Genomic DNA, 13,612 nt, shown 5'->3' on the forward strand with positions numbered 1-13,612 from the left:
ACCCTGAACGACCGGGCGATTCGTGCGTTGTGATGCCTGTGGAGCTCAGGGGCGTTACATCAGGTTCCTTGGAGGGACAGCATGGCAGCACATGGCGGGTCGAAGACGGTCATCTACGCGGCGCTCGCCGGTAATCTCGCTATTGCTGTGACCAAATTCGTCGCCGCCTTCTTCACCGGCAGCTCGGCGATGCTGTCGGAAGGCGTGCACTCGCTGGTGGATACCGGCAATGGCGGGCTGCTGCTCTACGGCATGCACCGCGCCGCCCGTCCGCCGGACCGCACGCATCCGCTCGGCCATGGCCGCGAGCTTTATTTCTGGAGCTTCATTGTCGCCCTGCTCGTCTTTGCGCTCGGCGCCGGCGTGTCCTTCTATGAAGGCGTCGTCCACATCATGGCGCCTGAGCCGGTCGCCAATCCCAAAATCAACTACATTGTGCTGGGCCTCTCAATGCTGTTCGAGGGCAGCTCCTGGTACGTGGCGCTGAAGGAGTTCCGCCAGCAGAAGGGCAAGCAAGGCTGGCTGCAGGCTGTGCAATCGAGCAAGGATCCGAGCGTCTACACGATCCTGTTCGAGGACAGCGCCGCCCTGCTCGGTCTGTTCGTCGCCTTCGCCGGCATATTGGCGGCCGAACTCCTCGACATGCCCGAACTCGACGGCGTCGCCTCGATCGGCATCGCGATGATCCTCGGCGCCACCGCCATCTTTCTGGCGCGCGAAAGCAAGGGATTGCTCATCGGTGAGCCGGCGTCGCCGGAAGTGCAGGCCAAGGTGCTGGCCATCGCCCAGCAGGATCCGGCGGTGCAGCGGGCCAACGGCGTTCTCACCGTCCATCTCGGCCCGCAACAGATCGTCGCTGGGCTGAGCATCGAATTCGAGGACCATCTGACGGCGCCTGAGATCGAAGCCTGTGTCGAGCGCATCGAGGCGCTCTTGAAAAAAGAAATACCGGAGATCACCAGACTGTTCGTCAAGCCGCAGACGACCGGAACCTGGGAGCACCGGCGCAAGCAGGTCGAGGCGGCGTCGGACTCGTTCTGGACCAGCAGTCCACCGTTGGCCCCGTCGCCTGGTCCCGCTAAGATCACCCGACGGATTTCGGAGAATCAACCATGAAAATCGATGGTGGGTGCCATTGCGGCGCCATAACTTATGAAGCAGACGTCGACCCGGAAAAGACCTCTATCTGTCATTGCACCGACTGCCAGCAACTGACCGGTACCGCCTTTCGTGTCACTGTTCCCGCGCCTGAGGATCATTATAGGATCACAAAGGGCACACCGAAGGTTTATATCAAGACGGGATCGAGCGGCGCCAAGCGTGCCCAGGCGTTCTGCGGCGACTGCGGTTCGCATCTTTACGCAACGTCGGTTGGCGACGGGCCGAAGGTCTATGGGATCAGGGCGGGGACCGCGCGGCAACGCGAGGATCTCGTTCCGACCCAACAGAAATGGCACCGATCGGCCCTGCACTGGCTTCCGGATTTCGAGGGCGTAAGCATCGTAGAGGCGCAGTAGCACCTGCCTCCCGGTTAAACGCGGCCCAAACCAGCCAATAATGTGCTAGGCTAGCCATCAAACGGATGGCGGGGGATAGCAATGTCGGAAACGGACAAAGTGTTTGCCGGCTCGATTCCGGAAAACTACGACCGCTACATGGTGCCGCTGATCTTCGAGCCGTTCGCCGCGGATTTGGCACGACGGGCAGCGTCCTTGTCGCCCGGCGCCGTCCTGGAAGTCGCCGCCGGCACCGGCGTTGTCACCCGCGCATTGGCTCCAAAACTGTCTCCCGGCGTAAGCTATGTCGTGACCGACCTCAACCAGCCTATGCTCGACTACGCGGCCTCGCGACAAGCTCCCGACAGTCGTATACATTGGCGTCAGGCGGATGCTCTGGCGCTGCCGTTCGAAGATGCGGCTTTCGATCTCGTTTGCTGTCAGTTCGGCGCGATGTTCTTTCCCGACCGAGCCGCCGGCTATCGCGAAGCAAAGCGGGTCCTGAAGACCGGCGGCCATTTCCTGTTCAACGTGTGGGATCGCATCGAAGACAATGTATTCGCCAATGATGTGACGAATGCTCTTGCGGAGATTTTTCCGAACGATCCGCCCCGCTTTCTCGCCCGCACGCCGCACGGCTACAATGACATTGCATTGATCCGCGGCGAGTTGGAAGCCGCAGGTTTCTCCCGTGTGGTGATCGACACGAGGGCCGAACAAAGCCGTGCCTCCTCGCCGCGCCTTCCGGCGGTTGCCTATTGCCAGGGAACTCCGCTTCGCAACGAAATCGAGGCCAGAGGAAAACTGGAAGCCGCAACCGATCACGCCGCGTCCGTGATTGCAGCCAGACACGGCAGCGGCGAGGTTGCGGCCAAGATCCAGGCGCACGTGATCGTGGCTACGGTCTAATGCATGGCGCCCAGAAGTGTGCCGCGGTTCTGGGACAACGACATGCATCAAAACAAAGACTTTTAAAGCGCGTCGTATGAATCCGTTCAGCGCGACGCGCTTTAATCGTCGCCTTCGACGACACGTAGCCTGAGCTGCCCCGTCTTGGAATCCGCCACCCGCACCCCGGCTTCGGCCTTGGCGGGTCCGCCACCGCGCACTTCGGCTTCGCTTTCGCCAAACTCCAGCGCTTCGATCTTTTGGCCGCGCTTGGTCACCTTCGACGTCGACACCAGTATCTCGTCGATATCCTTGGCCGACTGGCCAAAATGCGTCTGCAACCGGCGCACGCGTTCGTCGACGCGCGCGACGTCTTCCATCAGCCGGATCACCTCGCCCTGGATCAGATGCGCCTGTTCGCGCATGCGGGCGTCCTTGAGGATGGCCTGGATGACCTGGATCGACAGCATCAAAAGCGACGGTGAGACGATGATGACACGCGCCCGGTGCGCCTTCTGGACCACGGCGTCGAAATTCTCGTGGATTTCGGCGAACACCGATTCCGACGGCACGAACATGAAGGCGGTGTCCTGCGTCTCGCCCTGGATCAGGTATTTTTCCGAGATATCGCGGACGTGAATTTCGATGTCGCGGCGGAAAGCCTGGGCCGCGATCTTCTGTTGTTCGGCGCCATCGGCGGCGCGGATGGCGTTCCAGGCTTCCAGCGGAAACTTGGCGTCGATGGCAAGCTGCGGCGCACCGTTCGGCATCCTGACCAGGCAGTCGGGACGGCTGCCGTTTGACAGCGTTGCCTGGAACTCGTAGGCGCCCATCGGAAGGCCGTCGGCGACGATCGCCTCCATGCGCGACTGGCCGAAGGCGCCGCGCGTCTGCTTGTTGGACAGGATCGCCTGCAATTGCACGACCTGGCCGGCCAGCGACTGGATGTTGCCTTGCGCGGTGTCGATGACCGCCAGCCGTTCCTGCAGTTTGGCGAGGCTCTCATGCGTCGATTTGGTCTGTTCGGTCATGGTTTGACCGAGCCTGCCGGTCATGGCGTCGAGGCGCTGGCCGATCGACTGGTTGAGTTCGGCCTGCCTTGCGCCGAACACGTCGGCGATGGCGCCCATGCGGCCCTGCATCTCGGCCTGGCTTTGCAAAATGCCGGCCATCCGCGCCTCGGCGTCGCGGGCGTGGTCGGCGGCTTCCGCCGCGGCGATGGTGCGCGCCTTGGCCGATCGCCACAGCGCCACGACAAGCGCCAGGAACAGGCCGAGAAACACCAGCGCGCCGAGGGTCAGTGCATGGCCGAGCGTGATCGTCGTGGCGCCAAGCCGGGCAACGGGTTCGGAAAGGATGGTGCTCAGGTCGTTCATCCCGCCAGCATAGCCGATTCGCAGACCTGGCACAGATCAAAACGTGAACGAGACCGATTCGCACCGGTTGACGCTTCTCCTGCGACGTTTTAGGTGAGGCGCCATGTCGATCAAGCCGCTCATCATCCTTCCCGATCCCATCCTGCGCCAGGTTTCCAAACCAGTCGAACGCGTCGACGCGCCTTTGCGCAAACTGGCCGACGACATGCTGGCGACGATGTATGATGCGCCGGGCATCGGCTTGGCCGCAATCCAGATCGGCGAGCCGCTGCGCATGCTGGTCATCGACCTCGCCAAGGAAGACGAGCCAACGGCGCCGCATGTGTTCATCAATCCCGAAATCCTCGAAAGCGCCGACGCCCGCTCGGTCTACGAGGAAGGCTGCCTGTCGATCCCGGACTATTACGCCGAGGTCGAGCGTCCCGCCTCGGTGCGCGTGAAATATCTCGACCGCGACGGCAAGCTGCGGGAGATCGAGGCCGAAGGCCTGATGGCGACCTGCCTGCAGCACGAGATCGACCATCTCAACGGTGTGCTGTTCATCGACCACATCTCGAAGCTGAAGCGCGACATGGTGGTCAAGAAGTTCAAGAAGCTCGCCAAGGACAAGGCGCCGGGCAAGCTGGTGGGATAGGGAAGATGCCGCTTCGCGTCATCTTCATGGGCACGCCGGAGTTTTCGGTGCCGGTGCTGCGCGCGATTGCCGGGCACGAGATAGCAGCCGTCTACACCCAGCCGCCGCGCGCCGCGGGCCGCCGCGGGCTGGAACTGACACCGTCGCCGGTGCAGCGCGAGGCTGAGCGGCTGGGCATCGAAGTGCGCACGCCGCTGTCGCTGAAGGGCGAGGCCGAGCAAGCTGCTTTCCAGGCGTTGCGTGCCGATGTCGCGGTCGTCGTCGCGTATGGTTTGCTGTTGCCGAAGGCTATTCTGGAGGCTCCGCGCCTCGGCTGCCTCAACGGCCACGCCTCGCTTTTGCCGCGTTGGCGTGGTGCAGCTCCCATCCAGCGCGCCATTATGGCCGGCGACGTCGAGACCGGCATGATGGTGATGCGCATGGAAGAGGGCCTGGACACCGGTCCGGTGGCACTGGTTGAAAAATGCGCCATAGAGCCCGATATGACGGCCGGCGATCTGCACGACCGCTTGATGAATATTGCTGCCACGCTGATGGTGGAAGCGCTGTCCCGATTGGAGACAAATACCCTGGCATCGACTTTGCAGGCGGCTGACGGGGTGACCTACGCCAGGAAAATCGATAAGTCGGAGACACGTGTGGACTGGACGCGCCCGGCTGCGGAGGTCCACAATCACATTCGCGGGCTGTCGCCATTCCCCGGCGCCTGGTGCGAGGCCGACATCGGCGGCCGCACGGAACGGCTGAAACTGCTTCGCTCGACGCTTTCTGAAGGTACGCTTTCTGAAAGCATGGGCGAGTCGGGAGGAATTCTCGATGACCGGCTGACGGTCGCCTGCGGGTCGGGCGCGGTCAGGCTGGTCGAAGTTCAACGGGCGGGCGGAAAGCCTGCTGCCGCGAAGGAGTTTCTGCGCGGGGCCAAGATCGAAAAAGGAATGAAGTTCTCATGAGCATGATGTCGATACGCGGCGCGACGCCGCGGGACCGCGAGGCCATACGCCTGGTCGAGGAACACGCATTCGGCCAGCAGGCGGAGGCCGGGCTGGTCGACGCTCTGGTCACCGGCGGCGACGCCGTTGTCGAACTGGTGGCGGAAGAAGACGGCCAGGTGGTCGGCCACATCCTGTTTTCCAGGCTGTTCGTCCAGAACGGCGGCAAGCAGTTCGCAGCCGTGGCGCTGGCGCCGTTGGCGGTGGAACCTTCGTTCCACGGCTCGGGCATTGGCGGTGCGCTGATCCGCGAGGCGCATATCCGCCTCAGGGATGCCGGCGAGACGCTCGCCGTTGTGTTGGGCGATCCGGCCTATTACGGCCGCTTCGGCTACAATCATGCGCGGGCCGAAGAGTTCGAGAGCGAATATCAGGGCGAAGCGCTGCAGGCGCTGGCCTGGGGTGACGCACCCGAAAAAGGCAAACTGGTCTACGCCCAGGCCTTTACCGCACTCGCCGCCTGAACGAAGGGTGTATGCCGCGTTTTCGTCTCGATATCGAATATGACGGCAGCCTCTTCGCCGGCTGGCAACACCAGGCGGATCAGCCTTCGGTGCAGCAGGCGATAGAGCAGGCGATCGAGAAATTTTGCGGTGAGGCGGTGCGGATACGCGCCGCCGGCCGCACCGACGCCGGCGTGCATGCGACCGCCCAGGTGGCGCATGTCGACCTCGCCAAGGCATGGCCAAACGACAAGGTGCGCGACGCCGTCAACGCGCACCTGCAGGCGGCAGGCGCGCGCATCGCCATCCTGCAGGCCACGGTTGTCCCCAATGAGTTCGACGCCCGTTTCTCGGCCACCGGACGGCACTATCTCTACCGCATCCTCAACCGGCGCGCGCCTGCAGCGATGGAAAAGGGCAAGGTCTGGTGGGTGCCGAAGCGGCTCGATGCGGACGCCATGCACGAAGCGGCGAAAGTCCTGCTCGGCCGACATGACTTTACCACCTTCCGCTCGACGCAATGCCAAGCCAACAGTCCGGTGCGGACGCTGGAGCGGCTCGATGTAAGCCGCCAGGGCGACCTGATCGAAGTCAGGGCCTCGGCGCGCTCTTTCCTGCACAACCAGGTGCGCTCCATGGTCGGTTCGCTGAAACGCGTCGGCGACGGCGGCTGGACCGCCGCCGACCTCAAGGCAGCGCTCGCGGCGCAAGACCGCGCCGCCTGCGGCCAGGTGGCGCCGCCCGACGGGCTTTTTCTCGTCGGTGTAGACTATCCGGAAAAGTTCTAAGCCGGAGCGGCGGTCGGCACAGTGATGCCGAGCAGCGCCACCAGGCCGAACAAGACGGCCAGAGACACCACCAACATGCCTGCGAACATGGCGCTGCCGACAGCCGCGCCCTTGCCGATCGCGGCGTTGGTCATCCGCCAGGAGAGTACCAGCGACAGCACCACCAGAACCAGCCACACCAATTCGGCAACCGGGTTGCCAGACGGCAGGAAAAGCCTGATCAGCGCTGAAGGCAGCAGCATCCAGGCAGTGATCGCCGACGCCCAGTTGCTGGCGACGACATAGTGGACGAAGCGGTCGCCGATGCCGGCGCGCGATGCGACCAGGGCAAGCACAACCAGGGGCAGCAGCCACGAGCCGAGGTCGACGGTCGCCAGGCGAATCAACATGCCCAGCCGGCCGGCGAACGCATTGGGATCGCCGATCTCGTTGGCCGTGCCGACCCAGCCGACGATCATCGCCGGCGCGGCGACGACGATGGCGAAGAAGGAATTCCAGAAGCCGTCCGCCGAAAGGTCGAGCAGCCGCAAGCCGTCGGCCTTTCCGAGCATCAGCCGCCAGGCGCCGTTAAGCGATGAAGAGGTCTCGTCAACCGAAAGCATGATCAGCCCTGCTCGAACCAGTCATCGATGAAGCGCTGGTAGATTTGGGTCAGCGTCTCGAGGTCGGCCAGTGCGACGCGCTCGTCGACCATGTGCATGGTCTTGCCGACGAGGCCGAACTCGACCACCGGGCAATAGTCCTTGATGAAACGCGCATCCGAGGTTCCGCCCGAGGTGGACAGCGCCGGCTCCTTGCCGACTGTCGCCTTGATCGACCCGCGCAGCGTCTCGATCAGCTTGTCGTCGCGCGTCAGGAAGACATGGCTCGGCCGGTCGCGCCAGATCAGCTCGTAGTCGACCGGCGTCTTGCCGGTCCGGTATTTCTTGCGCTTCGCCGCCTGGTCGAGGCGGTTATGGATCTCGGCCTGCACCGTCTCGGCAGTCCATGTGTCGTTGAAGCGGATGTTGAAGGTGGCTGTCGCCTTGGCCGGAATAACATTGGTCGCCGGGTTGCCGACATCGATCGAGGTCACTTCCAGATTGGTCGGCTGAAAATCCTTCGTGCCCTTGTCGAAGACGGGCGACAGCAAGGCGTCGACCAGGCTGATCAGGCCGCGCACCGGATTGTCGGCGAGCAATGGATAGGCGACATGGCCCTGGCGGCCGTTGACCGTGACACTGCCCGACATCGAGCCACGCCGGCCGATCTTGATCATGTCGCCGAGCGTGTCCGGATTGGTCGGCTCGCCAACGATCGCGGCGTCCCATCTCTCGCCCCTGGCCGCCGCCCAGTCGAGCAGTTTTGTCGTCCCGTTGATCGCCGGCCCCTCCTCGTCGCCGGTAATCAGCAGCGAGACCGAGCCTTTCGGACCACCCTTTTTCTCGACATGGCGCGCCACGGCGGCGATGAAACAGGCGATGCCGCCCTTCATGTCGACGGCGCCGCGGCCATACATCTCGCCCTTGGCGATCTCGGCGGCGAAGGGCGGATGCGTCCACGACGCCTCGTCGCCCGCCGGCACCACGTCGGTATGGCCGGCAAACATCAGATGCGGCCCATTGCCGGAGCGACGCGCGTAGAGGTTCTCGATGTCGGGGGTGCCGTCTTCGGAAAACACCGGGCGTTCGACGGAAAAGCCGAGCGGCTTCAGCATGCCTTCCAGGGCAGCCAGCGCGCCGCCCTCGGCGGGCGTTACGGAGGCGCAGCGTATGAGGGTCGCGAGGTTGGCGGCGGGATCGGTCGGCAGTTTCATGGGCAAAGCGATAGTCGAAAGCGAAAGGCCTGTCACGGCCAGAGATGATGACCGGTCCTGCCGCCGACATTATGGTTTTCCTGTCGTATAGTGCAGGCCAACACGAGATAATCGCATGGCCAACGCCGAAAAGACCATCGTCATTGCCGGCGCCGGCAGCATAGGCTGCTATGTCGGCGGCTGCCTGGCGCTGGCCGGACGCAAGGTGGTGTTTTTGGCGCGGCCAAGCATCGCGACGGTCTTGCTGGACGGCGGCCTGCGCATCACCGATCTCGATAATCGCGACCGATCCATCCGGCCGGAGTCCGTCACCACTGATCCCGCCGCTGCCCTGGCCAGTGCCGACGTGGTGCTGGTGACGGTCAAGAACGGCGCTACCGAGGAGATGGCGTCGCTTGTTGCCGGACATGCGCGCGGCGAAGTCGTGGTGGTCAGCCTCCAGAACGGCGTCGGCAATGCCGACCGGTTACGCGCCGGGCTCGGTGGACGGACTGTGCTCGCCGGCATGGTGCCGTTCAATGTCGTCCAGTCGGCCATAGGCAATTTGCAGCTTCACGTGCATCGCGCCAGCAACGGCAAGGTCATGATCGAAGATGGCGTGACCGGCCTTGCCGGCCTTCTCGATGTCGAAGGGCTTGGCGTGGAAACCCATCCCGACATGAAAGCCGTTCAGTGGGGCAAGCTGCTGATCAACCTCAACAACGCGCTTGTCGCCTTGTCCGGCCTGCCGCTGGCGAGCGAACTTGCCGACCGCCGCTGGCGGCGGATCCTGGCCGGTCAGATCGACGAGGCCTTGGCGGCGATGAAGGCGTTACATATCGCGCCGGCGCGGATCGGCGGCTTGCGTCCCGGCCTGCTGCCGAAGCTGCTCCGGCTGCCGGACTGGCTGTTCCGGCTGGTCGCCCGCCGCATGCTCGCCATCGACCCGCAGGCGCGCTCGTCCATGTGGGACGACCTCCAGCGCGGTCGGCCGACCGAGATCGGTGACCTGCAGGGGGCCGTCCTGAGCCTCGCCGAAAAGGCCGGCACGCCGGCGCCTCTGCTGAAGCGGGTCACCGTGCTGGTGCGGCAGGCCGAGCGGGAAAAGCGCGGCTCACCCGGGCTGACGCCGGAAGCCGTCACTGGATAGTCTACTTGCCGCGAGCCTCGGGCCTTGGCCCGCATAGCCCGAAAAGAGGCGCGTGGGCCCGCCGCGTCACAGCTTTGGTGCGCGCCTCGGAGCCGGCGCTTTGCTCGCCGGGGCTGGCGCCGGCACGGGCTGCGCCGCCGGGTGGTTCTCGATCAGCGTGATCTTCTGCCAGATCTTGCGCGACAGGTTGGACGCCAGGTTCTCGACGTCGTTGACGCCGTCGATGACCACATCGTCATTGACCGACTGCGCAAACAGCGCCGCGATCTTGCCGGTGATCGACAGCATTTCCGAGCAATAGTCGAGGTAGCGCGCCAGGTCGGCGGCATTGGTGATGCGAGCCGGCGAATGCGCGGTCGGCCTGAAATTGGCGGACAATGCTGCCGGATCCTTGGTCAGCTGGTGCATGTCGATGACATGGATCAGCGATCTCAACCCATGCAGCTGGCGAAACACCCGCTTGCGCTTGATGCGCTCCTCGGTGCGGATCAGCGCCAGCAGGCCGAGCACGGCAAGGATCATCATGTTGATCGTGGCTTCGATGCCTTGCACCGACTGCACCGCATCGTCGGCCTGCGAGATATGGATGAGCGGCAGGATGGTGCCGACGAACAGGAAGATCAGCGCGCCGGCGGCAACAGCGGCGACGATGGCGCCGCGCAGCCACCAGATCGGCGCTTCCAGCGCCTGCGCCGCCTTGGCCAGGTCGCGCGACAGCGACACCAGTTCGGCGGCGACGCCGCGCAGGCCGGCATCGGGAAAACGCTCGGCGACGCGCTCTTCCAGCCGCTCGGCGGTGTCGATGATCAGTTTCGGATCAAGCGTGCGGTAGCGCATGGCGAGATATCCGGTCGGCGCTCATGGTTCAGCCGGCGCGTTGCTGCGTTTGCCGTAGCGGTTCGGACCGGGGTCACCGCGGAAACACGCTAGAACGATGAGAAGAATGGGGCCGATGATAAGAGAGATCAACGCGTAATAAGTCGGCTTGCCGAAATCATGAAACCGCTTTGCGGTTACCGCAAAGCTCGACCATGTCGAGATGAGCAAAACGACCCAGAACACAAGTGCCCAGTTCTGGCTGGTTGCGGTGCCGGGTTCCAGTCTCGACAACTGGTAGAGCGGGAAAAACTGTGCAAGCACCAGCAGCAGCCCGGCGAGCACGTAGGCACTTGGGCTGACGCGCCCTGAGAGGCTGAAGAAAAGCCAGGGAAGTGGTGGTGTGTTGGGCAATCTGGAGCGCTCTGGTTGCTCGGACAGGATCAATCACGCAGCAGTTCGTTGATCGAGGTTTTCGACCGGGTCTTGGCATCGACGCGCTTGACGATGACGGCGCAGTAGAGGCCAGGGCCCGGCTCGTTGTTCGGAAAGGCCTTGCCCGGCATCGAGCCGGCGACGACGACCGAATTCGGCGGCACCTCGCCATAAAACACTTCGCCGGTGGCGCGGTCGACGATCTTGGTCGACTGGCCGATGAACACACCCATTCCGAGCACCGAGCCTTCGCGCACGATGCAGCCCTCGACCACTTCGGAGCGCGCGCCGATGAAGCAATTGTCCTCGATGATGGTCGGGCCGGCCTGCATCGGCTCCAGCACCCCGCCGATGCCTACGCCGCCCGAGAGGTGCACATTCTTGCCGATCTGGGCGCAGGAGCCGACCGAGGCCCAGGTGTCGACCATGGTGCCGCTATCGACATAGGCGCCGACATTGACGAAGGACGGCATCAGCACCGCGCCCGGCGCGACATAGGCCGAGCGGCGCACGATCGAAGACGGCACGGCGCGGAAGCCTGCCTTCTCGAAATCGACCGCGCTCCAGCCGTCGAACTTCGACGCCACCTTGTCCCACCAGACCGCCTGGCCGGGGCCGCCCTTGATGATCTCCATCGGATAGAGCCGGAACGAGAGCAGCACCGCCTTCTTCAGCCATTGGTTGACATGCCATTTGCCATCGGCCTGGCGCTCGGCAACGCGCACGGTGCCACGGTCGAGCAGGTCGAGTGAGGACTGGATGGCGTCGCGCGTTTCGCCCCGGGTCGCGGTCGAAATCGTGTCGCGCTCCTCGAAGGCCTTCTCGATCGTCTTTTCGAGGCTGGCCAGATCAGGCTTCGACATGAATTCGCTCCGTTACCACGCTGTTAAGGCCGTCGGCCTTAACCTTGTTTTGAAAGTCGCGCGGACCCTATGTTAAGGCGTATTGGGGGTCAATCGCGCGTGCGCCATGGGACGGCGCAAGTGAACTGTTGGGACGGGTAGAAAGCATATGACTCCTATGGAAAAGGCGGGATGGACGCCGCTGCCGCATTCGGACGAGGATCTGGAGCGCTCGAAAAGCGTTCCCGACACGCCGCAGACGCGCGCCGAAACCTACCGGCTGGCCTGGAACGATCCCGACTTCATGACGCGCCGGGAATTGCGCGCTGTGCGCTTGCAGCTTGAGCTCTTGAAACCCGAAATGATCCTGGCCGAGCGCGGCATCCGCTCGACGGTCATCCTGTTCGGCGGCGCGCGTATTCCCGAGCCCGGCGGCGAGGCCTGGGCCGCCAAGAACGAGACGCAGAAGAAAAACCTCGAGGAAAACAGCAAATATTACGAGGAGGCGCGCAAATTCGCCCGCCTCTGCTCACAGCAATCGGCCACGTCCTACTACCGCGAATTCGTCGTCGTCACCGGCGGCGGTCCAGGCGTCATGGAGGCGGGAAATCGCGGCGCCGACGATGTCGGCGCGCCGTCGATCGGCCTCAACATCGTCCTGCCACACGAGCAGGCGCCGAACGCCTATGTGACCCCGGAGCTGTGCTTCAACTTCCACTATTTCGCCATCCGCAAGATGCATTTCGTCATGCGCGCCAAGGCCGTCGCGGTGTTTCCGGGCGGCTTCGGTACCATGGACGAATTCTTCGAGACGCTGACGCTGATCCAGACCGGCCGCATGGAGCGCGTGCCGGTGATCCTGTTCGGCAAGGCGTTCTGGCAGCGCGCGATCGACCTCGATTTCCTGGCCGAACAAGGCACCATCACGCCCGGCGACCAGGATATCATCGACTTTGTCGACACCGCCGACGAGGCCTGGGGGATCATCAGCCGCTTCTACAAGTTGGGGGAGTAGGGGAACCGGGAATTGAGGAACTGAAGAATTGAGGAAAGGGAGGTCCGGATCGTTCTCCCTTTCACCAGTTCTTCAATTCTTCAGCTCCTCAATTCCTCTACCCCCTCCACTATCCCCGTCAGAAACGTCGCCAGATCGTCGGTGACGAAATCGACGTCGTCCTCATTGGCCGGATCGCGTTCCCAGATTTCAGCAAAGGTCGGCTCGAAATTGCGCGGCACCACCAGCACCGTGGTCATGCCCAGTGATTTCGGCACCTCGAGGTTGCGGGCGAGATCCTCGAACATCACCGCATTGTGTCCGGTGACGGCGTGCAGTTCGGCAAACTTCTCATAGGTCTGCCGCGACGGCTTCGGCGTCAGCCCGGCGGCGACGATATCGAAAATGTCGTCGAAATGGTCGAGTATGCCGAGCTGGCGCGCGGTGCGCTCGGCGTGCCTGCGGTCGCCATTGGTGAAGATGAACTTGCGGCCGGGCAGCTGGCGGATAGCGGTGCCCAGCACCGGATCCGGCACCAGCCACGAATAGTCGATATCATGCACCTTTTCGAGAAAGTCGTCGGGGTCGATGCCGTGACGCGTCATCAGCCCGTTCAGCGTCGTGCCATATTCGAGATAGAGTTCCTTCTGCAGCTTGCGCGCTTCCTCGCGCGGCAGCGTGAGCAGTTCTCCGACATAGGCCGTCATCTTGACGTCGATCTGCGAAAACAGATTCGAATGGTGCGGATAAAGCGTGTTGTCGAGGTCGAACACCCAGTCGGTGACATGGGCGAAGCGGGCGGGATCGGGCAGCGTGGTCATGGCGTCCTTATGGCATGAAATATCTGCCGTTCGAACCCCTTTCTGATGTAGAGCTTATCCACAACCTATGTGCATCTAGAGTTGTAAAAATGGGCTCACCATTCAAATTTTAGCCATCACGGAAAGGTGGCCTTCAGGGCTTGCTGGCACAGAGACGGTTCAGTGG

Annotated in this window: 16 protein-coding genes; 9 read left to right on the forward strand and 7 right to left on the reverse strand. The window is 63.4% G+C overall.

Features of this window, described 5'->3' with window-relative positions; all coding sequences use genetic code 11:
• Nucleotides 1–81: 81 nt before the first annotated feature.
• From AC3EML_RS04595 to AC3EML_RS04605, 3 genes are all read left to right on the forward strand, one after another.
• Nucleotides 82–1,116: a cation diffusion facilitator family transporter gene (locus AC3EML_RS04595; RefSeq protein WP_023692993.1), complete on the forward strand. Its 1,035-nt coding sequence runs from the start codon at nucleotides 82–84 to the stop codon at nucleotides 1,114–1,116.
• Complete coding sequence (locus AC3EML_RS04600; protein ID WP_023692994.1) at nucleotides 1,113–1,517, forward strand: GFA family protein; 405 nt, start codon at nucleotides 1,113–1,115, stop codon at nucleotides 1,515–1,517. The genes AC3EML_RS04595 and AC3EML_RS04600 overlap by 4 nt, the downstream gene beginning before the upstream one ends.
• 81 nt (nucleotides 1,518–1,598) lie before the next feature.
• Nucleotides 1,599–2,405 (forward strand): class I SAM-dependent methyltransferase, encoded by an 807-nt coding sequence (locus AC3EML_RS04605; protein WP_352520661.1) that lies wholly within the window; start codon nucleotides 1,599–1,601, stop codon nucleotides 2,403–2,405.
• Nucleotides 2,406–2,506: 101 nt separating this feature from the next.
• On the opposite strand, the gene AC3EML_RS04610 is transcribed toward AC3EML_RS04605, so the two are convergent.
• On the reverse strand, nucleotides 2,507–3,760 hold the full coding sequence (locus AC3EML_RS04610; RefSeq protein ID WP_023828842.1) for a DNA recombination protein RmuC: 1,254 nt from the start codon (nucleotides 3,758–3,760) through the stop codon (nucleotides 2,507–2,509).
• Nucleotides 3,761–3,863: 103 nt separating this feature from the next.
• Between AC3EML_RS04610 and def the strand changes: the two genes are divergently transcribed.
• The 4 genes from def to truA are packed head-to-tail and all read left to right on the forward strand — an operon-like array spanning nucleotide 3,864 to nucleotide 6,614.
• Complete coding sequence (gene def, locus AC3EML_RS04615) at nucleotides 3,864–4,394, forward strand: peptide deformylase (protein WP_023828841.1); 531 nt, start codon at nucleotides 3,864–3,866, stop codon at nucleotides 4,392–4,394.
• Between the two features lie 5 nt (nucleotides 4,395–4,399).
• Nucleotides 4,400–5,344 carry a methionyl-tRNA formyltransferase gene (fmt, locus tag AC3EML_RS04620; RefSeq protein WP_352520660.1) on the forward strand — a complete coding sequence of 315 codons (945 nt, stop codon included), beginning with the start codon at nucleotides 4,400–4,402 and terminating at the stop codon, nucleotides 5,342–5,344.
• Nucleotides 5,341–5,847 (forward strand): GNAT family N-acetyltransferase, encoded by a 507-nt coding sequence (locus AC3EML_RS04625; RefSeq protein WP_023819252.1) that lies wholly within the window; start codon nucleotides 5,341–5,343, stop codon nucleotides 5,845–5,847. The genes fmt and AC3EML_RS04625 overlap by 4 nt, the downstream gene beginning before the upstream one ends.
• Before the next feature lie 11 nt (nucleotides 5,848–5,858).
• The gene (gene truA / locus AC3EML_RS04630; protein WP_023681338.1) at nucleotides 5,859–6,614 is read left to right on the forward strand and encodes a tRNA pseudouridine(38-40) synthase TruA; all 756 of its coding nucleotides are present in this window, start codon (nucleotides 5,859–5,861) and stop codon (nucleotides 6,612–6,614) included.
• Here the strand turns inward: truA and AC3EML_RS04635 are convergent.
• Both AC3EML_RS04635 and dapE read right to left on the reverse strand, forming a co-directional pair.
• The gene (locus AC3EML_RS04635) at nucleotides 6,611–7,216 is read right to left on the reverse strand and encodes a transporter (RefSeq protein WP_352520659.1); all 606 of its coding nucleotides are present in this window, start codon (nucleotides 7,214–7,216) and stop codon (nucleotides 6,611–6,613) included. The genes truA and AC3EML_RS04635 overlap by 4 nt on opposite strands.
• Nucleotides 7,217–7,218: 2 nt before the next feature.
• A complete protein-coding gene (gene dapE, locus AC3EML_RS04640; RefSeq protein WP_023673218.1) occupies nucleotides 7,219–8,409 on the reverse strand; it encodes a succinyl-diaminopimelate desuccinylase in 1,191 nt (396 codons plus the stop codon).
• Nucleotides 8,410–8,524: 115 nt separating this feature from the next.
• On the opposite strand from dapE, the gene AC3EML_RS04645 reads away from it, so the two are divergent.
• Complete coding sequence (locus tag AC3EML_RS04645; RefSeq protein ID WP_352520658.1) at nucleotides 8,525–9,538, forward strand: 2-dehydropantoate 2-reductase; 1,014 nt, start codon at nucleotides 8,525–8,527, stop codon at nucleotides 9,536–9,538.
• Between the two features lie 66 nt (nucleotides 9,539–9,604).
• On the opposite strand, the gene AC3EML_RS04650 is transcribed toward AC3EML_RS04645, so the two are convergent.
• The 3 genes from AC3EML_RS04650 to dapD are packed head-to-tail and all read right to left on the reverse strand — an operon-like array spanning nucleotide 9,605 to nucleotide 11,652.
• Complete coding sequence (locus tag AC3EML_RS04650; RefSeq protein WP_352520657.1) at nucleotides 9,605–10,375, reverse strand: hypothetical protein; 771 nt, start codon at nucleotides 10,373–10,375, stop codon at nucleotides 9,605–9,607.
• A gap of 21 nt (nucleotides 10,376–10,396) precedes the next feature.
• Nucleotides 10,397–10,801, reverse strand: coding sequence for a DUF805 domain-containing protein (locus AC3EML_RS04655; protein WP_081725464.1), 405 nt, complete (start codon nucleotides 10,799–10,801; stop codon nucleotides 10,397–10,399).
• Nucleotides 10,798–11,652 carry a 2,3,4,5-tetrahydropyridine-2,6-dicarboxylate N-succinyltransferase gene (gene dapD / locus AC3EML_RS04660; RefSeq protein ID WP_023673222.1) on the reverse strand — a complete coding sequence of 285 codons (855 nt, stop codon included), beginning with the start codon at nucleotides 11,650–11,652 and terminating at the stop codon, nucleotides 10,798–10,800. Before dapD ends, AC3EML_RS04655 begins: the two co-directional genes overlap by 4 nt.
• A 148-nt stretch (nucleotides 11,653–11,800) precedes the next feature.
• Here dapD and AC3EML_RS04665 point away from each other — a divergent pair, with 148 nt between their 5' ends.
• The gene (locus AC3EML_RS04665) at nucleotides 11,801–12,646 is read left to right on the forward strand and encodes an LOG family protein (RefSeq protein ID WP_023681343.1); all 846 of its coding nucleotides are present in this window, start codon (nucleotides 11,801–11,803) and stop codon (nucleotides 12,644–12,646) included.
• An 80-nt stretch (nucleotides 12,647–12,726) separates the two neighbouring features.
• Here AC3EML_RS04665 and AC3EML_RS04670 read toward each other — a convergent pair whose 3' ends face one another.
• Nucleotides 12,727–13,446, reverse strand: coding sequence for a pyrimidine 5'-nucleotidase (locus AC3EML_RS04670; protein ID WP_023687469.1), 720 nt, complete (start codon nucleotides 13,444–13,446; stop codon nucleotides 12,727–12,729).
• Between the last annotated feature and the right edge of the window lie 166 nt (nucleotides 13,447–13,612).

The sequence above is a fragment of the Mesorhizobium sp. P170090 genome (assembly GCF_057786115.1).